Source organism: Acidovorax sp. SUPP3434 (assembly GCF_030159015.1).
Taxonomy (GTDB): domain Bacteria; phylum Pseudomonadota; class Gammaproteobacteria; order Burkholderiales; family Burkholderiaceae_C; genus Paracidovorax.
The window spans coordinates 54,509-77,457 of the sequence record NZ_BQXL01000005.1; the positions used below are offsets into that span (position 1 = coordinate 54,509).

The 22,949-nt window shown below is 69.9% G+C and carries 22 protein-coding genes and 1 tRNA gene; 5 read left to right on the forward strand and 18 right to left on the reverse strand.

Annotated elements, in window-relative coordinates; genetic code table 11:
• Positions 1–59: 59 nt before the first annotated feature.
• Entirely contained in the window at positions 60–1,202 is a 1,143-nt protein-coding gene (locus tag AVKW3434_RS10640) for a magnesium chelatase ATPase subunit I (RefSeq protein ID WP_284405818.1), read from the forward strand.
• 110 nt (positions 1,203–1,312) lie between these two features.
• Positions 1,313–1,870, forward strand: coding sequence for a vWA domain-containing protein (locus AVKW3434_RS10645; RefSeq protein ID WP_284405819.1), 558 nt, complete (start codon positions 1,313–1,315; stop codon positions 1,868–1,870).
• 136 nt (positions 1,871–2,006) lie between these two features.
• Here the strand turns inward: AVKW3434_RS10645 and AVKW3434_RS10650 are convergent, their stop codons facing one another.
• The 3 genes from AVKW3434_RS10650 to AVKW3434_RS10660 form a co-directional block, all read right to left on the reverse strand.
• Positions 2,007–2,921 (reverse strand): ABC transporter substrate-binding protein, encoded by a 915-nt coding sequence (locus tag AVKW3434_RS10650; protein ID WP_502869051.1) that lies wholly within the window; start codon positions 2,919–2,921, stop codon positions 2,007–2,009.
• A 131-nt stretch (positions 2,922–3,052) separates the two neighbouring features.
• Positions 3,053–3,529, reverse strand: coding sequence for a copper chaperone PCu(A)C (locus AVKW3434_RS10655; RefSeq protein ID WP_284405820.1), 477 nt, complete (start codon positions 3,527–3,529; stop codon positions 3,053–3,055).
• Between the two features lie 138 nt (positions 3,530–3,667).
• Entirely contained in the window at positions 3,668–4,027 is a 360-nt protein-coding gene (locus AVKW3434_RS10660; RefSeq protein ID WP_284405821.1) for a hypothetical protein, read from the reverse strand.
• Positions 4,028–4,273: 246 nt separating this feature from the next.
• On the opposite strand from AVKW3434_RS10660, the gene AVKW3434_RS10665 reads away from it, so the two are divergent.
• A complete protein-coding gene (locus tag AVKW3434_RS10665) occupies positions 4,274–5,362 on the forward strand; it encodes an SDR family oxidoreductase (RefSeq protein WP_284405822.1) in 1,089 nt (362 codons plus the stop codon).
• Between the two features lie 88 nt (positions 5,363–5,450).
• On the opposite strand, the gene AVKW3434_RS10670 is transcribed toward AVKW3434_RS10665, so the two are convergent.
• From AVKW3434_RS10670 to AVKW3434_RS10700, 7 genes are all read right to left on the reverse strand, one after another.
• The gene (locus tag AVKW3434_RS10670; protein ID WP_284405823.1) at positions 5,451–5,867 is read right to left on the reverse strand and encodes a pyridoxamine 5'-phosphate oxidase family protein; all 417 of its coding nucleotides are present in this window, start codon (positions 5,865–5,867) and stop codon (positions 5,451–5,453) included.
• Positions 5,868–5,886: 19 nt separating this feature from the next.
• Complete coding sequence (locus tag AVKW3434_RS10675) at positions 5,887–6,102, reverse strand: DUF3606 domain-containing protein (protein ID WP_272564590.1); 216 nt, start codon at positions 6,100–6,102, stop codon at positions 5,887–5,889.
• A gap of 228 nt (positions 6,103–6,330) precedes the next feature.
• Positions 6,331–6,406, reverse strand: a tRNA-Lys gene (locus AVKW3434_RS10680).
• A gap of 126 nt (positions 6,407–6,532) precedes the next feature.
• Positions 6,533–7,510: a GMP reductase gene (locus tag AVKW3434_RS10685; RefSeq protein WP_284395067.1), complete on the reverse strand. Its 978-nt coding sequence runs from the start codon at positions 7,508–7,510 to the stop codon at positions 6,533–6,535.
• 179 nt (positions 7,511–7,689) lie between these two features.
• Positions 7,690–8,409: a hypothetical protein gene (locus tag AVKW3434_RS10690; RefSeq protein ID WP_284405824.1), complete on the reverse strand. Its 720-nt coding sequence runs from the start codon at positions 8,407–8,409 to the stop codon at positions 7,690–7,692.
• A 130-nt stretch (positions 8,410–8,539) separates the two neighbouring features.
• Positions 8,540–9,565: a Bug family tripartite tricarboxylate transporter substrate binding protein gene (locus tag AVKW3434_RS10695; RefSeq protein ID WP_284405825.1), complete on the reverse strand. Its 1,026-nt coding sequence runs from the start codon at positions 9,563–9,565 to the stop codon at positions 8,540–8,542.
• A gap of 60 nt (positions 9,566–9,625) precedes the next feature.
• Positions 9,626–10,822: a M20 family metallopeptidase gene (locus AVKW3434_RS10700; RefSeq protein WP_284405826.1), complete on the reverse strand. Its 1,197-nt coding sequence runs from the start codon at positions 10,820–10,822 to the stop codon at positions 9,626–9,628.
• 137 nt (positions 10,823–10,959) lie between these two features.
• Here AVKW3434_RS10700 and AVKW3434_RS10705 point away from each other — a divergent pair, with 137 nt between their 5' ends.
• Together AVKW3434_RS10705 and AVKW3434_RS10710 are read left to right on the forward strand one after the other, a co-directional pair.
• Entirely contained in the window at positions 10,960–11,865 is a 906-nt protein-coding gene (locus AVKW3434_RS10705; protein WP_284405827.1) for a MurR/RpiR family transcriptional regulator, read from the forward strand.
• A gap of 54 nt (positions 11,866–11,919) precedes the next feature.
• Positions 11,920–14,382, forward strand: a complete 2,463-nt coding sequence (locus AVKW3434_RS10710) for a UvrD-helicase domain-containing protein (protein ID WP_284405828.1) — start codon at positions 11,920–11,922, stop codon at positions 14,380–14,382.
• Positions 14,383–14,428: 46 nt separating this feature from the next.
• Here the strand turns inward: AVKW3434_RS10710 and AVKW3434_RS10715 are convergent, their stop codons facing one another.
• The 8 genes from AVKW3434_RS10715 to AVKW3434_RS10750 all read right to left on the reverse strand — a co-directional run bounded on the left by AVKW3434_RS10715 (position 14,429) and on the right by AVKW3434_RS10750 (position 22,947).
• Positions 14,429–14,959, reverse strand: coding sequence for a phage tail protein (locus AVKW3434_RS10715; protein WP_284405829.1), 531 nt, complete (start codon positions 14,957–14,959; stop codon positions 14,429–14,431).
• 12 nt (positions 14,960–14,971) lie between these two features.
• Entirely contained in the window at positions 14,972–16,225 is a 1,254-nt protein-coding gene (locus tag AVKW3434_RS10720; protein ID WP_284405830.1) for an ABC transporter substrate-binding protein, read from the reverse strand.
• Between the two features lie 7 nt (positions 16,226–16,232).
• A complete protein-coding gene (locus AVKW3434_RS10725) occupies positions 16,233–17,282 on the reverse strand; it encodes a sulfotransferase family protein (protein WP_284405831.1) in 1,050 nt (349 codons plus the stop codon).
• Entirely contained in the window at positions 17,270–18,115 is an 846-nt protein-coding gene (locus AVKW3434_RS10730) for an aspartyl/asparaginyl beta-hydroxylase domain-containing protein (RefSeq protein ID WP_284405832.1), read from the reverse strand. The genes AVKW3434_RS10725 and AVKW3434_RS10730 overlap by 13 nt, the downstream gene beginning before the upstream one ends.
• A gap of 34 nt (positions 18,116–18,149) precedes the next feature.
• Complete coding sequence (locus tag AVKW3434_RS10735) at positions 18,150–19,046, reverse strand: hypothetical protein (protein ID WP_284405833.1); 897 nt, start codon at positions 19,044–19,046, stop codon at positions 18,150–18,152.
• Between the two features lie 127 nt (positions 19,047–19,173).
• Entirely contained in the window at positions 19,174–20,376 is a 1,203-nt protein-coding gene (locus AVKW3434_RS10740; protein WP_284405834.1) for a DUF1513 domain-containing protein, read from the reverse strand.
• 4 nt (positions 20,377–20,380) lie between these two features.
• Positions 20,381–21,481, reverse strand: a complete 1,101-nt coding sequence (locus AVKW3434_RS10745) for an imelysin family protein (protein ID WP_284405835.1) — start codon at positions 21,479–21,481, stop codon at positions 20,381–20,383.
• Complete coding sequence (locus AVKW3434_RS10750) at positions 21,478–22,947, reverse strand: di-heme oxidoreductase family protein (RefSeq protein ID WP_272564551.1); 1,470 nt, start codon at positions 22,945–22,947, stop codon at positions 21,478–21,480. The genes AVKW3434_RS10745 and AVKW3434_RS10750 overlap by 4 nt, the downstream gene beginning before the upstream one ends.
• Positions 22,948–22,949: the final 2 nt, after the last annotated feature.

Genomic DNA, 22,949 nt, shown 5'->3' on the forward strand with positions numbered 1-22,949 from the left:
CATCGACCGCATGGCCAAGGCCGCGATCGGCGCTGACATCGCCTCTCCCACCCCTCCCCATGCAAGACGCCACTCCTTCCCTGCCCGCGCTTTTTCCCTTCGCCGCCGTTGCCGGCCAGCCGCAACTGCGCCAGGCGCTGCTGCTCGCCGCCATCGATCCGCAGCTGGGGGGCGTGCTGATCGAAGGCCCGCGCGGCACGGCCAAATCGACCGCCGCGCGCGCCCTGGCCGAGCTGATCGAAGGCGCGCCCTTCGTCACGCTGCCGCTCGGCGCATCGCTGGAACACCTTGCCGGCACGCTGGACCTGGAACAGGCCATGGCCGGCAACGCGGTGCGCTTTGCGCCCGGCCTGCTGGCGCGCGCGCACGGCGGCGTGCTCTACGTGGACGAGATCAACCTGCTGCCCGATGCGCTGGTCGACGTGCTGCTGGACGCGGCCGCCAGCGGCGTCAACGTGGTGGAGCGCGACGGCATCTCGCACCGCCACGCCGCGCGCTTCGTGCTCGTGGGCACCATGAATCCGGAAGAAGGCCAATTGCGGCCGCAGCTGCTGGACCGGCTGGGCCTTTGCGTGCGCTTGGCCAACGTAGTGGAGCCGGCCGAGCGCCAGGCCATCGTGCGCTCGCGCCTGGCGTTCGACATGGACCCGGAAGGCTTTCGCGCGCGCTTTGCCGACGCCCAGGCCGACCTGTCGCAGCGCCTGCGCGCGGCGCGCGAGCGCATCGCCCAGCCCGGCGCGCTGCCGTGGCCGGATGCGGTGCTGGCCGATGTCGGCGAGCGCTGCATCGCCGCCCTCGTGGACGGGCTGCGCGCGGACATCGTGATGTTGCGCGCCGCCCGCGCGTTGGCCGCGTGGGAGGGCGCCTGCGCCGTGGAGGCCCGCCATGTGACGCCGGTCGCGGAACTGGTGCTCGCGCACCGCCGCCACGCGGATGCCGAGGCGCCTCCACCGCCCCTGCCGGCCCTGGGGCCGAGCGTGGAGAAGCCCCCGGGCACGCAGCGGGAGGGCCGCCCGAGCGAAAGCGCCACACCAGGGGATGGGAGCGAGGGAGATGGCCCTGCCGACAGCGGCGGCGCCCTTTCCACCGGGGCTGCGGACTGGGGCGCCTTGCCCCCCGAGCCCGTGGGCACCCAGGCCTTCAAACCCGTGCGGCCGCTGGTGCCGCGCGGCGGACAGGACAGCGCACCAAAAAAAGCCTGAGCCCCCGCCCCGGGCGTGCCGCGGCGCGCCAGGGAGACCGGGGGCGGGGCGATGGAACGCCTGACCTGCGCGGCAGCGAGCCGGGGCCCTGGGATTGGCCGCGCACCTTCATGGCGCGGGGTGCTGCCGTCCAACTACAGCGGGAACACCTGCGCCACCAGCCCGTACAGGTCCGCACGGGGCGGCTGCATTGCTTCGTGCTGGACTGCTCGGCCTCCATGGTGGCGAGCGGTGCCCTGGCGCGCGCCAAGGGCGTGCTGCTGGCGCTGATGGGCGAGGCTTACCGCCACCGCGACGACGTGGCGCTGCTGTGCTTCGGTGGCAGCGGCGTGCAGTTGCGCGTGCCGCCCCAACGCGCGCCCGCCTGGAGCGACGGCTGGGTATCGCCCATCGGCGGCGGGGGCGGCACGCCGCTGCACGGCGCGGTGGACCTGGCGGCCCAGGTGCTGCAGGGCGCGCGAGAGCGGCAAGGGTGGCTCTGGCTGCTCACCGACGCCCGAACGCGCGAGCAGCCGGGCCGGCCGGCGGTGGCGCGCGAGGCCTGCGTGGTGGACTTCGACGTGGCCCGCGTGCCCTTGCACCAGGCCGAGCGGCTGGCACAGTTGTGGCAGGCGCGCTATTGGAGGGCGGATGGCGTGGAGGACCTTCCAGCCGCTATGGAAAAGTGAGCTGCCACCGCTGAATCAGCGGCGTTCTCAGTGCCAAAATGGCCTGGAGGACAATTGATACTAGGGCATATCGCTATATTTTTGATAGCGATCTTGCCTGTCCGTGCCATCGCTGCCGCCATGGCGGCCACGGCCCTCACGGTGGCGTGGAGCGCCGGTCCACCGATGCCAGGCAATCCAGGATTTCCCGCGCTGCCTCGTCGATGCGCGGACCCGGCCGCACCATCACGTCGAAGTGCGATTCGGCGATGCGGCAGAACCGACCGCGCTGCACCGCCTCCATGGTGCCCCAGCCCGGGCGCGCGGCGATCGGCGGCGTGCCGCGGCCTTCGTTGGTGATGAGCAGGTCGGGCTCGGCCCGCACCGCATATTCCGGGCCCAGCTTGGGAAACGCGCCCAGGCTGCCGGGCACCACGTTGCGCAGTCCCAGGCGGGCCAGCGTTTCGCCAATGAACGAGGCCTCGCTCGCCGCTGCCGAGCCGCCGTGCAGTTCGAAGTACACGCGCCGGCCCTGCCACGCGGCCGGCACCCGGGCGCGGGCTTCGTCCAGCCGCACGTCGGTGCGGTGCCACAGCGCTTCGCCCGCGCCCGGTTTGCCGATGGCCTGTGCCACCGCCTCCATGTTGCGCCGCATGTCCGCATGCGTTTTGGCGTCCAGCGCCAGTACCTTGATGCCCAGGCCCTCCAGCCGCTCGACCACGCGGTTGCGCGGGCGCACCAGCACCAGATCGGGCCGCAGCGCGATGATGCGCTCCACGTGCGCGTCCGCCAGGCTGCCCACCTGCGGCAGCTGGCGCACCGACTCGGGCCAGTTGGAGTGCCGGTCCACGCCGACGAGGCGATCGCAGGCGCCCAGGGCGCAAAGCGTCTCGGTGAGCGAGGGCTGCAGCGACACGATGCGCGCCGCCGGCCGTGGCAGCTCCACGGTCTGCTGCCGGTCGTCGGCGATGCGGATGCCTGCGTGCGCGGCGCCCGCCATCCACCAGGCCAGCAGGCACCACCACACAGCGGACGATCGAAAGGGGTGGGAAGGGCGCAAGGCGGTAGGCAAGGGGTGGGGCGGCATCGTGGGCGAGCGCGGTATTGTGCCGGTCCGCGGCCCTGGCCCGTGCCTTGGCCGAGCGCGCGAGGCCCAAAAAAGGCATGGCGTGCTGCGCGCTGCACGCCATGCCGCTCGCCAGATCAGTGCTTGTGGTCGCCGTGGGCCGCCGGTGCCTGGCTGGCGCTCACCGCGCGCGCCTGGGCCTTCACCTCCAGCGACTCGCGCTTGCCGTCCTGGCCTTCGAAGACCAGCGTGAGCGGCACCGTGTCGCCTTCCTTCACGGGCTTGGGCAAATCCATCAGCATGACGTGGTAGCCGCCGGGCTTGAGGTCCACGGCCTTGCCCGCGGGCAGGTCGATCGCGGGCACCTCGCGCATCTTCATCACGTCGCCTTCCATCTTCATCTCGTGGATTTCCGCCAGCGGCGCGGCGGGCGAGCTGACCGATACCAGGCGCGTGCTTTTCGCGGCGTTCAGCCGCATGAAGGCGCCGGTGGCCTTCTGGTTCGGCACCGAGGCGCGCACCCAGGCGTCCTGCACGGTGACTTGGGAATGGGCGGCCGTGGCCGTCAAAAGGGCCATGGCGATGGCGAAAGCGGAAAAGGGGGTCTTGGGCATGAAAGCTCCTTGAATGCGGAAAACGGATCAACGGCATGCGCGGGGCTGCGCAGAAGGCCAATGCCCGCAGCGGTCCGTTAACGGGGTGGCGGGGGCAAGGCGACGGGCCGGTCAGCACGGTGGGGACCGGCCCGGTGTTCATGCCGCCAGCGGCGGTGCCCGAGGGGGAAAGGGCGCACCGGCCAGCGTGGTCTGCGGAGCGCGGTAGAGCGGCGCGGGAAGGTGCGTCGGCAGCGCCTGGGCATGCGCGCTCGCCTGGGTCGAGGGCGGCGGCAGTACCGTCGGCAGGCACAGCGGACACTCCAGGCCATGGTGCGCAGGCACGGCGGCATCTTCGCCCGCGCCGGCCACCATCCACCGCGGCTCGCCACCTGCCGAGCACACCCATTCGATGCGCTGCGGATGCATCAGCGGTGCCGCCACCGCCACGCCGAGCGACGCCACGAACCACGCCAGGATCAGGCGGGCGAGGAAGCGGACGTGGCGCAGGGAGGGCATGTGCGCTGCATTATCGCCGCGTGCTTTATTGGGCCTGAAACGCGCTGGGTCCAGGGGGTGGTGCGTCCCCGAAGCGGGCACCCCGTCGATCGCAAGGCCGTCCCCGAGGGACCGCTTGCATTCGGACGGCGCGTTTTCCGACGCGATCGCCCGGGCTGCGCACGCAGCCTTGGGTGTCTTCGTCGGCCGGCCCACCCTTCAGCGGGCGCGCCGTGCCACGGTCCGCCATTCCCTCAGGAGCCTTTCATGCCCACCTCTCCCTCCTCCAAAGCCAAGACCCGCAACGGCACACCCGGTGCCACCAAAGCCCGGGGCAACGCCCGCACGGCGGAGAGCCCGGACACCGAAGCGGTCGCACGCAAGCAGGTGCGAATTCAGCGCGAGCAGGACGCGAAGGACCAGGCCAAACCCTCTCGACCTGCCGCCCCAGCCAAGAAGGGCGCTGCGGCCAAGACCGCCGCCCCCGGCGCCGGCCGTGCAGCCCCCGTGCCACCCATGCCGCGGCAGCACCTGGAAAAGCCGGGGCGTGAGGCCGACATGGAACTGGCGCCGCAGTTCGAGGCGCCCCAATACCGGGGCAGCGGCAAGCTCGACGGTTTCTCCGCCATCGTCACGGGCGGCGATTCCGGCATCGGCCGGGCGGTGGCCGTCCTATTCGCCCGCGAAGGCGCCGACGTGGCCATCGTCTATCTCAACGAACACGAAGATGCCGAGGCCACGCGCCAGCATGTCGAGCAGGAGGGGCGCCGCTGCATCCTGATCCCCGGCGATGTGAAGAGCGCAGCGTTCTGCCAGCGTGCCGTGCGCAAGACGGTGTCGGCGTTCGGCAAGCTGGACGTGCTGGTCAACAACGCGGCCTTCCAGGAGCATGCCGAATCCCTGGCGGATCTGACTGAGGAGCGCTTCGACGAAACCTTCAAGACCAATGTCTATGGCTATTTCCACATGGCCCAGGCGGCGCTGCCGCACCTCCAGCGCGGGGCCGCGATCATCAACACCGGCTCGGTCACCGGGCTGCGCGGCAGCAAGGAACTGCTGGACTATTCCGCCACCAAAGGCGCGATCCATGCGTTCACCAAAGCGCTGGCCAGCAACCTGGCCGAGCAAGGCATCCGCGTCAACGCCGTGGCGCCCGGCCCCGTGTGGACACCGCTGAATCCGGCGGACCGCAGCGAAGAGGGCATTGCCGAATTCGGCAGCAAGACCCAGCTGGGCCGGCCCGCGCAGCCGGAAGAGATTTCGCCGGCCTACGTGTTCCTGGCCTCGCCCGTGTGCTCCAGCTACATCACCGGCATCGTGCTGCCGATCACCGGCACGGCGGGCGACGGGGGCTGATGCCCTCCTGGGCCTGCATGCTGATGGGCTGCTGTACGCGCCCTGCGTGTGCAGGTCCGCCCCGGGCGCGCCAGGCGGCGCAATGGCATCAGACGGTGATGTCGCCGCCGTCTTCGCCATCCCAGTAGTGGATGCGGGAGGCTTTCACCCGGATCATCACCAGCCCCTGGGTATCGATGCCATCCTTGAACCAGTGGTCCAAGTCGGGCGTCCAGTGCTCGGCGAAGGCGGCTCGGTCACGCACCAGCTCGGCGTTCCCCTGCACGGCCACCAGGAAGGCCTTGGCGCCTTGGAAGGCGAGCGATACCTGGGGCGCACGTTCGATGTCGGCCACCATGCGGGATTGCTCCCAGGTGAAATAGCACGACGTGCCGTCGTAATCGACCTCGCGGTTGTTGCTCATCGGCCGGCCGGCAATGGTGCCGCCGTCGGTGTGGGTGGACAGCATGGCGATGTCGATGTCGCGCATCTTCTCGGCCAGATCGGCCAGGGTCTTTTGGGTCATTGAGGGCGATCGGCGGGGTTCAGCGATCAGCGCCGAGCTGTTCCACGCGGTCATCGTTGGTGATGCTGCGTGAACCCTTGAGGTGCATCTCCACATCGGCCGCCTTGTCGCCGACGGCTTGCACGGCCTCTTTCAATTGCAGCTCGCTCACTGCGAGCTTGTCGGCCCATTGGGTGACGAGGGCGGCGTCGTTGACGTCGATGCGATCGGGTTGCACACCTGCGGCTTGGTTCATGTCGGTCTCCTGAAGAAAAGAAGGGGGAAGACATGAACCTAAGGCGCACGCAGCGGCGGCGGCTGTAGGCAGAACGCGCCCACTGCCGGAGGGATTGCCCGACAGGACGCCGTGGCGTGCATGGAATGCAGAGGTGCTGGGTGCTTTCCACGAAGCGGCGGCGGAAATGCAAAAAGCCGGCGCTATGTTTGATAGCGTCGGCTTTTTTTGCCTTGCGGCTTGTATAAGTGGTGGGTCCTGAGTGACTCGAACACTCGACCTACGGATTAAGAGTCCGCTGCTCTACCAACTGAGCTAAGAACCCACTTTTTGAAAAGTTGTCTGCATTGCTGCAGAGCCTTGAATTATGCACCAAGATTTGAGGCGTCTGCAAGTCCCGCAGAAAAAATTGCCGTCATCACGTGCTGATCGCCGGCCGTCCGGCGGTCTTTCACATGAGCAGATGCTCGCCTGCGTTGTCGCCACCCAGGATCACGTAGTTCACCTTGCGGATGTCCATGAGCTTGCGGCCGCCGGAGTAGCTGATCGAGCTTTGCACGTCCTGCTCCATCTCCACCAGGGTACTGGCCAGCGTGCCCTTGATGGGCTCGAGGATGCGCTTGCCCTCCACGTGCTTGTACTCGCCCTTGTTGAAGTCGCTGGCAGAGCCGTAGTATTCCTTGAACAGCGCGCCGTCCACTTCCACCGTCTGGCCCGGGGACTCTTCATGGCCTGCGAACAGCGAGCCGATCATGACCATGGTCGCGCCGAAGCGGATGCTCTTGGCGATGTCGCCATGGTCGCGGATGCCGCCGTCCGCGATGATGGGCCGGGTCGCGACGCGCGCGCACCATTTGAGCGCCGACAGCTGCCAGCCCCCGGTGCCGAAGCCGGTCTTGAGCTTGGTGATGCACACCTTGCCCGGGCCGATGCCCACCTTGGTCGCATCGGCACCCCAGTTTTCCAGGTCGATGATGGCCTCGGGCGTGCCGACGTTGCCGGCGATGACGAACGCGCCAGGCAGTTTGTCCTTGAGGTAGCCGATCATGTTCTTCACCGTGTCGGCGTGGCCGTGGGCGATGTCGATGGTGACGTACTCGGGCACGAGGCCGGCGGCGGCCAGTTGGTCCACGGTGTCGTAGTCGGGCTGCTTCACGCCCAGCGAGATGGAGGCGAAGCACCCCGCCGCATGCATGTCGCGCACGAACTGCACGTTGTCCAGATCGAAGCGGTGCATGACGTAGAAGTAGCCGTTCTGCGCCATCCAGCGGCAGATTTTCTCGTCCACCACCGTTTTCATGTTGGCCGGCACCACGGGCAGGCGGAAGCTGCGCTGGCCCAGCGTCACGCTGGCATCGCACTCGGAGCGGCTTTCCACGCGGCATTTGCGCGGCAGCAGCAGGACGTTGTCGTAGTCGAAGATTTCCATCAGATTTCCAAGCTCCATTGAAGGACGCGGCGGAAGGATTTCCGCCACGGTGGGCGCTTGGCTTGCTGACCGGCTCTGCGGGTGCCGCCGCAATGGACGGCACCGGACCCTGCTGTGCGCAGGCACAAAAAAACCGGGCGTCAAGAAACTTGGGCCCGGTGACTGATTCTACCCGCCGCTCAAGACCCTGCTGCGCAGCGGGACTGCGCCGCGGCCACGATGCGGCCCTGCGCATCCTGCAGCCAGCCGGCGACGAACAGGCGCTCGGCGTCGGTGCCTTCCGGGGTGCGCATGGAGCGGTTGTCGATCCAGGCGGATTGCTCCTTTTTCGATAGCGGAATGCCGGCGTTCCAATTGCCCTGGAGGGCATTTCGAACCACATACCGTTCGACCGGCGTCCCTGCGGTGCCCGCGGGCACCCGCTCCACCAGCACCAGCGTGTACGCGTAGCTGCCAGCCGGCAGCAGATTGCGGGGCGCGGGCTGGAAGGCGATGCCGGTGCCGAGGTAGTCGTTCATCGCCAGGCCGTTGGCCACGCGCAGCCGGCCGGGCAGGGGCTGCACCTCGGCGGTGTGGGTGTCTGAAAATGGTGGCACGCTGCGGCCGAGGTCCTGCAGTCGCTGCAGGGCATCGCGCGTGGCGGCGGCGGACAGGGGGGCATCGTCCGCCAACCCACCGGGCACGATCCAGTCGAGCACCAGCGCGCTGGCGCCGGGTACGTGCGCAGGCGGCCCGGCCCAGCACGATTCGCAGTCGGCGTTGATGAAGCGCTCGTACAGCGCCACGGGCTGCGCCACGCCGTCGCTGGAGCAGGACGCCTGGGCCTGGGCCAGCAGCGGGGCGCCGCCGAACGTGGCCAGCAGGGCCAGGGCGGTCAGGGAGTGAAGGGGTGGGCGCATGGGCAGCGGAGCAGCGGCAGTGGTGTTGCGCGCCATGTTCCCACAGATGCGCCGGGCTTGGGTGCCGCCCGCGCATGTGGAGCCCCGGCCCCGAAGCGGCGTGGGCGGGGCGGGATGCCGGGTGCGCGGCTTACTCGGGCTTGACGTTGGCGCGGCGCACCACGTCGCCGTAGGCCACCAGGCGCTCGGCCATCATCTTCTCGAAGCCGGCCGGTGCCATGTCCTCCGGCGCGATCACGCCGCGGCCGCGCAGGTTTTCCAGCATGGAGGGTTCCATGGCTGCCGTGCGGATGGCCTTGTGCAGCGTGGCCACGATGGCGGGCGGCGTGTTGGCGGGCGCGGCGATGCCGGTCCACGACGTCTGGTTGAGCGGGGCCTGGCCCAGCTCGGCGAAGGTGGGTACGTCGGGCAGCTGCGGCAGGCGCTGGGGCGACGCCACGGCCAGCGCGCGCAGCTTGCCGGCCTGGATGTGCGGCAGGAAGATGACCAGGTTGTCGAGCGTGAACTGCACCTCGTTGGCCAGCACGGCGGTGATGAGCGGAGAGCCGCCGCGGTAGGGCACGTGCACGGCCTGTGTGCCGATGGCCAGCTGCATCATTTCGACATTGAGCTGTCCCATGCTGCCGGCGCCGGCGCTGCAGAAGTTGAGCTGGCCCGGGCGCTGCTTGGCGTAGGCCACGAACTCGGCGAAGGTCTTCACCGGCAGGCTGGGGTGCACGACGAGCACGTTGGGCTGGCGGCCCAGGATGGCGATGTTGTCGAAGTCCTTGATGGGGTCGTAGCCCAGGTTGGGCTGCACGAGCGGATTGGCCAGGTGGCTGCTTTGCGACGAGACCACGAGCGTGTAGCCGTCGGCTTTGGAACGGGCCACGAACTGCGCGCCGATCGATCCGCCCGCGCCGGGCTTGTTGTCGATGACCATGGGCACGCCCAGGATGCGGCCGAGCGGCTCGGCGTATTGCCGCGCCATCACGTCCACAGAGCCGCCGGGCGGGAAGGGCACGACGAGCGTGATCGGGCGCGCGGGGTAGGTCTCTGCCGCGTGGCTGGCCACGGCGGGCAGGCCGGCCAGGCCCAGCCCGAGGCTGGAGGCCAGGATCTGGCGGCGGGTCAGGTGGCAGGCGTCAGGCGAGGAAGGGGCGTTGCGAACAGGCATGGCAGGGGCAATGGCAAATGAAAAGACAAAGGTGAAAACAGGGCGCGGCCTGGCCCGCCGTCAGCCCAGCGCGAGCAGGGTGAGGGCCAGCGCCTGGGCCCGTGGCACGAAGGTGGTCAGGTCGCAGAACTCGCGCTCGCTGTGGGCGTATCCGCCCACCGGGCCCAGCGCGCACAGCGAGGGAATGCCCATCGACGAGGTGATGCCGCTGTCGGCGGCCCCGCCGGTGAATTCGCCCTCGACCGCGAAGCCAACCTGCGCCGCGCTGCGCTGGTAGGCGGCCAGCAGGTCGGCCGGGGTTTTGGCCATGGGCAGCGTGCCGGTCTGCTCCACGATGCGGCCACTGGTGCGGGGCAGCGATTCTTCTTCGATCACCGCGCGGATGCGGGCCAGCACGGCCTCGAGGTCGTTCTCGGCCGTGTAGCGCAGGTCCAGATGGGCCCGCGCCAGCGGCGCGACGACGTTGGAGGCCATGCCGCCCTGGATGAAGCCGACGTTGAGCGTCACGCCCGGCTCGCAGCCGTTGAGCGCGTGCAGGGCCACCGTCTTGCGCGCCAGGGCCTCGATGGCGCTGGCCCCCTGCGCGGGGTTGATGCCGGCATGCGCGGCCACGCCCTGCACCTCGAAATCGATGCGGTACGAGCCCTTGCGCTCGACCACCACGTTGCCCGTGATGCGGCCGGGCTCGGCGTTGAGCACGGCGCGCGCGCCCTGGGAAATTTCGCGGATCACCGTGCGGCAGGCGGGCGAGCCCACTTCTTCGTCGCACGAGAAGAACAGGTGCACGGGCGAGGCGTTGCCGCCGAACCGGGCCAGCGCCTCGGCCACGAAGACGTTCATGACCAGGCCGGATTTCATGTCCGCCACGCCGGGCCCGAAGGCCTTGCCGGCTTCCACCCGCCAGGGGCGCTCGGCGGCCGTGCCCAGGGGGAACACCGTGTCCATGTGGCCCATGAGTTGCAGGTGGCCTGCGGCCGTTGGGTTGCTGCCCGGAATGCGGGCCAGCAGGCATTCGCCCCAGCCCGGCTGCGGCAGGGTCTGCACCGCGATGCCAGCCGCTTCCAGTCGCCCGCGCAGCAGGGCCGCGACCTGCTGCAGGCCTGCCACATGGCCGCTGCCGCTGTCGGTGTCCACCACCTGCCGCAGCAGATCGAACATGGCGCTTTCCTGCGATGCCAGCCAGGCCAGCAGGGGTTGCGCAGCCGGCGGCAGGGCCTGGCCGGTGGCAGGGGAGTCGGCTTCGATGGTGGTGGTCATGGGCATCGCGAGTGAAATGAATATTTCAATAATCATATATTCATGAAACAGTCATTGCAATGTGCTCGCGGTGCTTCGCCATGCGGGGCTGCGCTGGATTACGCTCACCCATCCCCGTCGATTTCTCCATCCCTGCCATGCTCCTGACCGAACGGCTCGTCCTCCACGCCCCCACCCTGACGGCCAGCGAACGTGCGCTGGCGGACGACCTGCAGCGCCACTACCCCGATGGATTGCTCGACTCGGCCAGCGCCATGGCCGCGCGCGCGGGCACCAGCGCCTCCACCGTGGTGCGGCTGTTCGCCAAGCTGGGCTATGCCAGCCTGGCCGAGGTGCGCCGCGAAGCCCGCAGCGAGGTGACCGTGCTGCTGCAGACGCCCGCCCAGCGCACCCGAGCCACCATCGGCAGCGACCGCACCCTGGCCGAGTGCGTGGACGATGCGCTGCTGCACGACCAGCACAACCTCACCGCCACCCGGCAGGGCCTGGACATGGGCGTGTTCGGGGCGGTGGTGCAGGCCATCAGCGGCTGCCAGGGGCGTGTCTTCGTGATGGCCGAGAAAAACAGCGTGCCGGTGTCCTCCTACCTCACCACCCACCTGAACATGTGCCGGCCGCAGGTGCTGGAACTGGGCGCTGGCGCGCCCTTCGCGGTGGACCGGCTGCTGTGGACCGAGCCGCAGGACATGCTGCTGGTGTTCACCATCCGCCGCTATTCCAACGGCGCGCTGCTGGCCGCGCAGCATTTCCGGCAGCAGGGATGCACCGTGGTGGCGATCACCGACAGCGCGGCGGCGCCCATCGTGGCCTGCGCCCACCACAGCCTGCTGGTGGGCACGGCGAACGCGTCCCCGTTCGACTCCTACACCGCCGCGTTCTTCCTGTGCAACGCGCTGGTGTCCGCCGTGGCGCAGCAGCGGCATGGCGAAGTGGCGCAGACCCTGCAGCGCCGCGACGCGCTGTGGAAGGACTTCGAGGCCGATGCGGTGGACGGCCTGCGCCGCATGCCCCCGCTGCCGGCCCGCCCGCGCAGTGGGGGGTAGCGCCGAGCAGCCCCACGGCGGAGGGCGGCCGGTGGAGGTTCCTACAATGGCGCCATGCTCCCACACGACCTGTTTTCCGGCGCGCCAGCGCCTTTCGGTGCTGGCGACGCCGGCCCCGCGCCCCAGTCCGATGCCGCCTCGCCCCTGCTGCAGAACCTGAACGACGAGCAACTGGCCGCGGTCACGCTGCCTGCCGGGCATGCCCTGATCCTCGCGGGCGCGGGCTCGGGCAAGACCCGGGTGCTCACCACCCGCATCGCCTGGCTGCTGCAAAACGGCTACGCCACGCCCGGCGGCATTCTGGCCGTCACCTTCACCAACAAGGCCGCCAAGGAGATGGTCCTGCGCCTGTCGGCCATGCTGCCGGTGAACGTGCGCGGCATGTGGATCGGCACCTTCCACGGGCTGTGCAACCGCCTGCTGCGGGCGCACTACAAGCTGGCCGGCCTGCCTCAGGCCTTCCAGATCCTGGACACGCAGGACCAGCTTTCGGCCGTCAAGCGGCTGTGCAAGCAGTTCAACATCGACGAGGAGCGCTTTCCCCCGAAGCAGGTGCAGTACTTCATCAGCGGCTGCAAGGAAGAGGGCCTGCGCCCGGGCGACGTGGACGCACGCGATGCCGATGCCCGCAAGAAGGTCGAGCTGTACCAGCTGTACGAAGAGCAGTGCCAGCGCGAGGGCGTGGTCGATTTCGGCGAACTGATGCTGCGCAGCTACGAATTGCTGCGCGACAACGACCCGGTGCGCGCGCATTACCAGCGGCGCTTCCAGCACATCCTGGTGGATGAGTTCCAGGACACCAACAAGCTGCAGTACGCCTGGCTCAAGCAGCTCGCGGGCGACGTGGCGGACGGCCAGTTCCAGGCGCGCGGCAGCGTGATCGCCGTGGGCGACGACGACCAGAGCATCTATGCCTTTCGCGGTGCGCGCGTGGGCAACATGGCCGACTTCGTGCGCGAGTTCGACGTGCAGCGCCAGATCAAGCTGGAGCAGAACTACCGCAGCTACAGCAACATCCTCGATTCGGCCAACGCCCTCATCAGCCACAACAGCAAGCGCCTGGGCAAGAACCTGCGCACCACGCAGGGCCCTGGCGAGCCGGTGCGTGTGTTCGAGGCCACCACCGACCTGGCCGAGGCGCAGTGGATGGTGGAGGAGATCCGCCAGCTCGTGCGCAGCGATGGTTTCGAACGCAAGGAAGTGGCCGTGCTGTACCGCAGCAATGCGCAGAGCCGGGTGATCGAGTCGGCCCTGTTCAATGCCGCGGTGCCTTACCGCGTGTATGGCGGCCTGCGCTTCTTCGAGCGGGCCGAAATCAAGCACGCGCTGGCCTACCTGCGCGTGCTGGAGAACCCGCACGACGACACGAGCTTTCTGCGCGTGGTCAATTTCCCGCCGCGCGGCATCGGCGCGCGCACGGTCGAGGTGCTGCAGGACGCGGCGCGCAGCGCGGGCTGCTCGCTGCACGATGCCGTCACCGCGGTGCCGGGCAAGGCCGGCGCCAACCTGGGCAGCTTCGTCGCCCTGGTCGACGTGCTGCGCGAGCAGACGCAGGGCATGACCCTGCGCGGCATCATCGAGCAGATGCTGGAGTCGAGCGGCCTGCTGGAGCACTTCCGCTCTGAAAAGGAAGGCGCGGACCGCATCGAAAACCTGCAGGAGCTGGTGAACGCGGCCGAGAGCTTCGTCACGCAGGAAGGCTTCGGGCGCGACGCCATCGCGCTGCCGGTGGATGAGCACGGCACGCCGCTCACGCAAAGCCCGGCGAGCCAAGGCCTGGACCCGTCGCTGCCCACGACCGACGAGCCGCTGCCCGGCGGCGTGGCGGGCATCGTGGACAGCGATACCGGCGAGACACTCTCGCCCCTGGCCGCCTTCCTGACCCATGCGGCGCTGGAGGCGGGCGACAACCAGGCGCAGGCCGGCCAGGATGCCGTGCAGCTCATGACCGTGCACGCCTCCAAAGGCCTGGAGTTCGACGCCGTGTTCATCGGCGGCATGGAAGAGGGCCTGTTCCCCCACGAGAACGCGATGAGCGACCGCGAAGGGCTGGAGGAAGAGCGCCGCCTGATGTACGTGGCCATCACCCGCGCGCGAAAGCGCCTGTACCTGAGCCATTCGCAGACCCGGCTGCTGCACGGCCAGACGCGCTACAACATCAAGAGCCGGTTCTTCGACGAACTGCCCGAAGCCGCGTTGAAATGGATCACGCCCAAGCAGCAGGGGTTCGGCACGTTTGCTCCTAATTCAGGAGCGGGCGGTGCATATGGATCTAGCGCGAGAGGCGGATTCGGGTCCAGGTCGGAATCGTTCGCCAGTCCACCGGTCCCGGCGCAGAAGGCCGCGCCGTCGCACGGGTTGCGCGTGGGACTGGGCGTGTTCCACACCAAGTTCGGCGAGGGCAAGGTGCTGGCGCTGGAGGGCACCGGCGACGATGCGCGCGCACAGGTGAACTTTCCCCGGCATGGCACCAAATGGCTGGCGCTGTCGGTGGCCAAGCTGACCGTGGTGGATTGATTGGACACCGCGGGGCGGGGTGGCATGCGCCGCCCCGCGGCGTTCCTCAATTTCGGGACGGAAAGGTCCCTGCGAGTGCGATGATGAAGTTGAGGGAGAGATAGGGCTGCATGTTGTCGTGCGGCAGGCTGCTCCCGGCCAGCCCCGTCGTGACGCCGGCCAGGTTGCCGTCGGGGGCCTGGTTGGTGTATTGGTTATCGCGCCGGTCGGAAGCGGCCAGGTAGCGGCCGTTGGGCGCTGCCGAGTTGCCCGCGCCGCTGCTCACTGCCACGGACGTGGTGTGGTTGTGCATCGGCATGTTGTTGATGTTGAGCGTGACGCTCTCCTGTCCAGCCATCTGCCCCAGCACGTAATTGCTTCCGCTGGGCGACATTCCCATGCCCAGCGGTACACGGCCGCGCAGATCGGGCAGCGCGAAGGTGGTCTGGCCATTGCCTCCGTAGGTGGTGCCCAGCAACGAGAACAAGGCGGCATTACTGGAAATCGCCATCAATTGGCCCCAGCAAAAAGCCCAGTTTCGGGGCGCATAGTTGCCTGCGAACACAGAGATTTCACCGATGAATGGGTCTGCAGCCATGATGTTCTTCCATTAAGTCACGAGATAAGGGGTGGTCCAGCCGCTGCAGCCGGGGGCTCCGAGCGGCGCGCCGGGACCGCGCGTGGCCCATGCCATTTCGGTGCTCCCCCCCGTTGCGGGTGTGCCGGCGCGAAGCCAGTGGGTGCCGTTGCGATCGCCGCTCGCCAAGCCATGGGGCGGGTCTCCACGGGGGCCGCTTTCCGAAGGCGTTCGCAGGATGGTCAGTTGCTCGACCCCCGCGCCGTTGCTTTGCCACTGCGCGAAGCGCTGCCCGGCCTCGAAGCCGAGCAGGGCCGGGCCGCTCAGCTCCGCCAGCGGATCGGAGCCCGAAAGCGCGCAACGGGCGGCGATCGACCGGCAGGCGTCGGACCCGGCGTTCCAGGAGGCCACGCTGGTCCAGCCTCTCGGCCTCGACCCGACGGCTTCTGCCGGCCCCTGCGAGAAGAGGGTGCCCACCACGGGGAACTGGCTGTGCGGCTGCAATTGGCTCCACTGCCGCTGAAAGCGCAAGGCCTGCGCGCCGGAATACAGGGCCACCACGAAGTCTGCGCGGGCGGCATGCCAGGCCGAACGCAAGCCGGCGAACTCGTCGGAGCCGTCGGGCAGGCCGGAGACGTGCATTGCCGACACCGTGCCGCCTGCGGCCTCGAACGCGCGGCGAAATTCATGCGGAAAGTCGTAGCCGCTTTCCAGAAAGCCCATGCACAGCAACGCGCGTGTGCCCCAGCGCCGTGGCGCTTCCCGCCCCAGGACCGCGCAGGACTGCCACAGATCCAGCGAGTGGGCAATCAGCCAGGGCGAACGGTCGGCCAGGTGCGTGGGCAGCCGGTCGGCCCCCGTGTCGCTGGCCAGAAAAGGGATCTGGTTCGCTTCCAGGAGCGGCACCAGATCCCGGGCCGACTGCATCGGCAGCCATCCTGCCAGCGCGTCGACCGCGCCGGAGCCGACGGCGGCACGTGCCTGCCGCAGCGCGGCCTGGGGACTTCGCCCGTAGGGCAGCGGCAGCCAACGCGGGGAGTGTTCCGAGGCGTCGGCGCCCGCTTCCAGGCCGGCCAGGAACTCCGCGGAAAGGGTGGGGTAGCGCGACGATTCCGGCAGCAGGACGCCGACCGTCCGCCGGATGCCGTGTCGCGCCGGGGGCTGCCGGTCCGTCGGCGCTGCCAGGGCCGGCGCAGCGGCGCAGGCCACGGTCGCTGCCGTGGACACGGAGGCGCCCAGGAAGCCACGTCGGCCGAGTCGCGCAGGGGAGGGGGGCGAAAAAGTCATTGCGTGGTCAACCGGCTTCAAGGGCTTCGGAAGGGGTCCCGCCGGCGTGCATGGAGGCCTTGCCTGCCGCCGCGCGCATGGCTTCCAGGGCGCGGTAGTGGGGATCGATCCATTGCATGGCCAGTTCGTGCAGGCGAGGCGAAGCCTGGCTGTGCTTGCGCTGCGCGTCGGGTGCGAACGGGTGGTTGGGGTGCTTCGCATGGACAGCGAAGGTGAGTTCGGCCTGCTCGGTGGCCGCAGCGTCGAGCGCCATGCCGAAATGCGGCGCGACCTTCGTGAGGATGGCCGATGGAAGCTGCCGGTAGTCGAGCAGCAGCGTGCGCTCCGGCCGGAACTGCTGCACCATGGTTTCGTAGAGGGCGCCCAGGCTGCGGGCGCAATAGGCTTCGGGCCCCATGTGCAAGGCATCGTCGAACGCGATGCCGGCGGGGTTGACGCCGAGGGGCCCGCCCGCGATCAGGTAGGCCGCGCGCTGCTGCAATTGGGACACCAGCACTTCCAGCGGGTCCCGGTACAGGAAAAGCCACGGCGTGTCGGGCCAGGCTTGCGCGATCTGGTCCGCATAGCCTGTGGCCCAGCAATCGCATTTGATGACGAGGTGGCTGCGCCTTGCCCCGTGGCCCGGCCGCAGCGGCTGCGACCAGGCGCTTGCCACCGCCCTGGCCGCGGGAACCGCCAGTGCCCGATCCATGCCGGGCAGCAGGGCGTTCGCGCGCATCAGATCGTCCAGCAGCGGAGGCTCCGAGAGGGTGACGTGGCTGTCCAGCGCTGCGAAGGCCTGCGTCACGAGCGTCGAGCCGCAGCGCGACACGTGAAAGACGATGCCCGAGGGCGCCAGGCCTGGCGAAGCCTGCGCCCAGTCGAGCAGATCGGACAGCGGTGTCTGCCGGCGAAACCCTTGGTGGAAGGGGTGATGCATCGCATCCTGCACCCCGTCCGAGAAGAAGGGCGTGCGCGTGACCTCGGGCGGCGTGCGCATCCAGTCGACCAGCGTCTCGCCGCCGGCCCCCGGGTAGATGCGGATGGGCGACCAGCCCTCGAAATTCAGACGACCCATTGCTGCATCCATGCCTGCCGCCCGGAGGCCATGGCGGACAGGACTTCCGCCTCGGTGAAGGCCCATCCACGGGCCTGGCCCATTTCCATGCAGGCCTGCGCGAATGCCTCCCGCGAGTGGATGCCCAGCAGGCGGTCCTGCAGCGCCGGTTCGTCGAAGACCTGTTCCCGAAACCGCGCGAACCGCCACTGCGGGTCCTGTTCGGGCGGGTAGGGCCGCCCGGTATCGCCCGCGGCGATGGCTTGGCGCAGGCGGGGCGTCGCCTCGCAATCCACCACCAGGTGCAGCCGCTCGACCGTGCCCCGGTTGCAAACCCGGTGCGGCAGGGAGAAATCGGCATACCACCACTCGCCCGTGCGCATGGGCACCCGCTGGCCACCCACATGGAAAAAGACTTCGTCATGCGTCTGCAGCGGCAGGTGCAAACGCACCTCGCCATCCCGCAGCCCCACGCCGGCATCGGCGTGTTCCAGGATGGTGCCACCGGGCGCCAGGCGCAGCACGCGCACCGATTTGAGCGGCGCGCCTTCCGTGATGCCGGCCACCAGGGTCCGAATGGCGGGGCATTGCGCCATCGTGGCTTCGTCCTGGAAGAAGTCCGCGGCGAACTCGCCTGGCGCGGCAGGCAGCGGCGAGCGGGATGTGCTGCGCAGGGCCGCCACGTGCCAGCCGCCGTTGTGCTTCGCCAGATTGAAATGCGGGCCCCAGAGGCTGTCCGGCAATGCATGGACCTCTTGCAGCGCCGCAGCCACTTCGGCCATGCCGTGCGCCAGCCGCCGCATGGGCGGGAAGTCGTTGGGCGCAAGGGGTGCCACGGTGGGCTGGGCGGTCATGGGGCGATGCGGGCCGTGGGTGAAGCCAGCGCCGTTACTGGGCGCAGATCGCGTAGGCCGTGCAGCTTTGCAGGTCCGAGCGATAGGAGTTGAGGGCGCGGATCGTCCAACCGAAGGTGCCCGCATTGCCGCCGCAATTGGCCACCGGGCGGCTCTCGCCCAGATAGACGCCGATGTCTTCGGGCGATGTCTGGCCGGTGCTTGCGGAATGGCCGCCGCCCAGCACCTTCTCACCCGCATTGCAGCAGGAGGTGACGGCGCAGGCCTGTGCATTCACCGGTTGCAGCGTGATCTCGCGCACGGTGACGCCCGTGCTCACCGAGCCTGCCGCGCCGGTCGGGCCCGCAGGGCCGGTGCCACCGGTGGAGCCTGTGGCGCCCGTGGCGCCTGCCGATCCCGTGGGGCCCGTGGGCCCGGCCACTCCCGCGCTGCCCGTGGGGCCGAGGGCCCCCGTCGCTCCGGTGGTGCCCGTGGGCCCTGTCACACCGGTCGCCCCGGTGGGCCCGGCACTGCCCGTGGCCCCGGTGGCGCCGGACGGGCCGGTGGTCCCCGTCGGGCCGGCGATGCCCGTGGGGCCGGTCGGACCCGCGATGCCGGTCGCCCCGGTGGCGCCGGCCGGGCCCGTAGCGCCCGTGGCACCTGTCGCGCCGGTGGCCCCCACCACGCCCGCACAGTTGCCGAGGGCGCCCCCGGGGCCATGGCATACCGGCGTCGCCTGCAACGGCGCCGACGCCAGTCCGGGCACCGTGACGGCGCCTGACGCCTCGTCCACGCGCAGGCGGATCTGGGTTTTGTCGGTGTTGGTCACCGTGAAGCCGCCATTGGGCGGCGGTGCAAGCACGATGTCCGCCGCCATCACTGCATGGCAGTGCAGGGCCCCAGCCACCAGGGCCGCGATCAGGTGTTTGCGTTGCGGAGGAAGAAAGGACATGGGCACCCCGTGATAACCGGCGGAGTGTAAGGAAAGGCGTTTCCTTTTTGTCGTTTTGTAATGACTCCGATAGTTTTTATTTTTATGTTCCGCAATGCAACATCGCTTTGAGGGGATGGCACAGGGTTTACCCGGTGACGTACCAGTGGTTGTCCACACGCGCCTTGGCCAGGCCGCTGCGGTGGAGATGGGGCTGCGGTGCGGCGCCGCGGGCGTCTTCGAGGGTGTGGTCCAGTCCGGCAGCCCAGAGCGCGGTGCCGTTCACGGCGAGTGCGCAGACCTCGGGCAGCGCCACCAGGCGCTGCCAGTCCCCCTGCGGGCTGAAGGTGGCGATGCCCTGGGCGCGCGGGCAACTCACGGCCCATCCCTCGGGGGTGGCGGCGATGCTGCCGCCATACCCCCGCAAACCGCCTTGCAAACCGCCCCGTGGGCCGCCAGGCCCCTGCGCGGGGACGGGCGCGGTGGCCCGCAACGCCTTGCCATCGAAAAGCGCCAGCACGGGCGCCGCCTCCCGGTCCGGCTGGCCATCGTGCTCGGCTTGCAGGGCGATGCCCAGCACGCGGCCATCGGCGCTCCAGGCCAGGTGCCGAAGGCTCAGCCGCCGGTCGTCCAGCCGCCATTGGCCCAGCACGTCGCCGGTGCGGCCATGCAGCCGCACGACGGACGAGTCCATGGTCTCCAGCGCGCGTTTCACGCGGCCGGTCTCCGGTGCGGTGGGCACGCCGCCGTTGGCGACGATCAAGGTGGGCGCGCCATCGGCGAGCGTATGGCGGTCCCAGAGGAGTTCGTGCGCGTCGATGCCCTGCGTGGGCCATTCGCTCACCGCCTCCAGCCGCTCGGCGCTGCGCTGCACGACGAGGCTCTGGCCGGTGTCGGCATCGGTCTCGGTGGTGTAGAGCAGGCGTCCGTCCGGCGATGCGATCACGTGGCCGTTGAACGAGCGGGTGCCGTCCGTCCACTGCCAAACGGGTTCGCGCGGGGTGCCTGGCCACCAGCGCACCAGCCAGTCGCCGGGCCGGCGCGACGCCGCCACGATGCTGCCGTCCGGCAGGGGGCACAGGCCGTGGGCACGGGTGGGAATGTCCAGGGTGTGCGTTGCGCGCAGCGGTGCGTCCTGGCCGGGCCGGGCCTGCAGCACACCGATGCGGTAGCTGCTGTCTTCCTGCTGCCATGTCGCTGCCAGGCGCAGCGAGCCCGCGGCGGCGGCCGGTCCGGCCCAGGCGGCGGCCAGCGGCACGGCCAGCCCCAGGCCTGCGCCGAGCCGCAGCGCCTGCCGGCGCGACAGCGGTGCCGAGGCGGCAGGGATGCGTTCCGGTCGCTTGGCTGGCATGGCGTCAGTCCCCGTCGGCGTCCGAAAACCCGATGCTGACCTGCAGCGCCGGCGCGATCTCGGCCTCGGCCAGGCGCTTGAGCGCGGTCAGTTCCTTGGCCGCCTGCAGCACCTGCGGCCCGGTGTTCTTGCCGGGCTGCGCCAGGGCGGCAAAGGCGGTGTCGATGCGCTGCGTGGCCTGCAGCAATTGGTCGGCCAGAGGGTTCAGGCCCCGACCGCGCAGGTAGGTTTCCAGCGGCACGAGGGCCTCGCCCGGCTTGGGCAGCGCGGCGCCCTGCGGCAGCACGGCCAGCGTGCGCAAGGCCTTCCATTCGGCGGCCCAGGCTTCGGGCGTGAGGCCGCTGGCGGCGCGCGGGTAGTCCGGCGCGCGGCTGCCCTGGGCGGCACGCAGCGGCTTTTCCATGTGGGCCCAGCGCAGGCGTTCGATGCCGCCCACCCACTGGTTGATGAACTCGCCCATGGCCTGGGTGGAGCGCTCCTGCTCGTCCTCGGCGGCCCAGTCGGTGGTGGCGGCGCCGTCGAACGCCGCCTTGAGCGCCACCGCCTCGCGCTCCACGTCCAGCGCCGCCTCCACCGCATACCGGCAGGCCGGCGTGGAGGGCTGGGCCGGCTGCGTCCACAGCAGCCATTCGAGCGCCGGCAGCCCCTTGGCGGGCGTGCCCACGCGCTCGAACGCCTTGGCACCCTGCGGCTGCGTCTTGATGGCGCGCTCGATGAGCGGGGGCCGGGTGGGTGCGAAGTCGATCTGGCGCTGCGTGCGCCGGGCGATCACCGGGCCCACGGCCACGGCGCCCAGGCTCTCCCACGCGAGCATGGTGCTGCGCCAGGCGCCGCGGGCGGCGTCCAGCGCCACGCCGGCCTGTGCCGGGGGCGCATCGCACAGGGCCCGCACCGCGGGCGGCAGGGCCTGCGCCGCGGTGGCGAAGTCGCCCGCGCGGGGCAGGGCCCAATGGCCGTAGAGGCTTTGCAGGGCGTGCGTGGTGTCGTAGAACGGCACGGCGTCGTGCCGCCAGTTGGTCTGCGCGGTGGCCGCAACGCCGGCCAGGGCGCACAGCGCCACCGCGGCCAGGCGGGGCAGGGGGCGCAGAGCAGGGAATTTCGTCATAGCGACTCCACGAATTGCACGAGCGCGTCGCGCTCGGCCTTGTTCATCTTGAGCACGTTCTGCTTGGCTTCCTCGGCCTCGCCGCCGTGCCACAGGATGGCTTCGAGCACGCCGCGCGCGCGGCCGTCGTGCAGCAGGCGGGTGTGGCCGTTCACGTCCTGGATCAGGCCCGTGCCCCACAGCGGGGGCGTCTTCCACTGCCGGCCGTTGGCCGCGAAGTCGGGTCGGTGGTCGGCCAGGGCTTCGCCCATGTCGTGCAGCAGCATGTCGGTGTAGGGCCAGATGCGCTGGCCCGAGACGGCCTTGCTGGTCAGGCGCGGGAACGGCCCTTCCTTGGTGACGTAGCTGGGCCGGTGGCAGGCGGCGCACTGGGCCTGGGCGAAGAGCGCCTGGCCGCGCTGCACCTGCACGTCGTTCACCTTGCGGCGGGCGGGTGGGGCGAGCGTGGCCTGGTAGAACACCACGTCGTCAAAGGTCTTGTCGTCGATCTCCACGCCCGGCTGGCCCTGGCGGCCCGCGCTCTTGCCGCTGGGCGCGGCCAGGCAGTCCTTTTGCGCGGGCGTGCAGGCCTCGTGCGGGAAGTGGCGCGAGGTGATGCCCATGTCGCCCACGAAGGCGCCGCCGGTCTGGTGCGCGATGGTGGCCACGTTGCCCTTCCAGCCGAAGCGGCCGATCATCATCCGGGCCGATGGCGCATCCCACACGCGGTTGGGCACGCCCTTGATGGGGCCGGGCGCCTTGGCCTGGTCGGCGGCATTGGCCAGGATGTCGGCCTCGTCGATGGCCTCCAGCAGGCCCACGCCGATGATCTGCGGCGCGATGCGCGGGCTGACCATCACGTCCGGGTGCATCGGCCCGTACCCTAAGTCGGCAAAGCCGTATTTCGGGTCGAGCAGGGTGTAGGGCGTGCCGTCGGCGAACTGGCCCTGGATGGTCTGGTAGCGCAGGGTGACGCGGCCCTCGGGCTTCACGCCGGTGATGCCCGCGTTGTTGAACTGGTCGCCGTACACGGGCTCGTGCAGCGGCCCGCCGTGGCCGTCGGCACCGGGGATGGACAGGCGGATCAGCAGTGCCACCGTGGGGTCCTTGGTCTCGCCCAGGCGGTTGAAGATCTCGGGCGGCGCGCCGCGGCCGTCCTGCACATGGCAGCCGCCGCACGAGCGCGCGATGAAGTGCGGCCCCAGGCCGTCGCGCGCCTTGGTCGAGGCGGGTGCCTCCACCCAGTTGCGGCGAAAGAACGAGTTGCCGATGACGAAGCGCGTGCGCTCGTCGTCCGGCAGGTTGGCCGCGGGGAACGAGAAGGCGTTGCGCCCGGTGGCGAACACGGTGGTGTCGCCGCCGGGCTTCTCGCCCAGCGGGTCCGGATGGCCGCTGGCCACCAGGCCCGTGGCGGCCGCCGCCAGGCCTGCGCTGGCGGTCGCGAGGCGCCAGGTGCGGCGGCGGTGGAAGGCTTTCAGGAAACGCATCG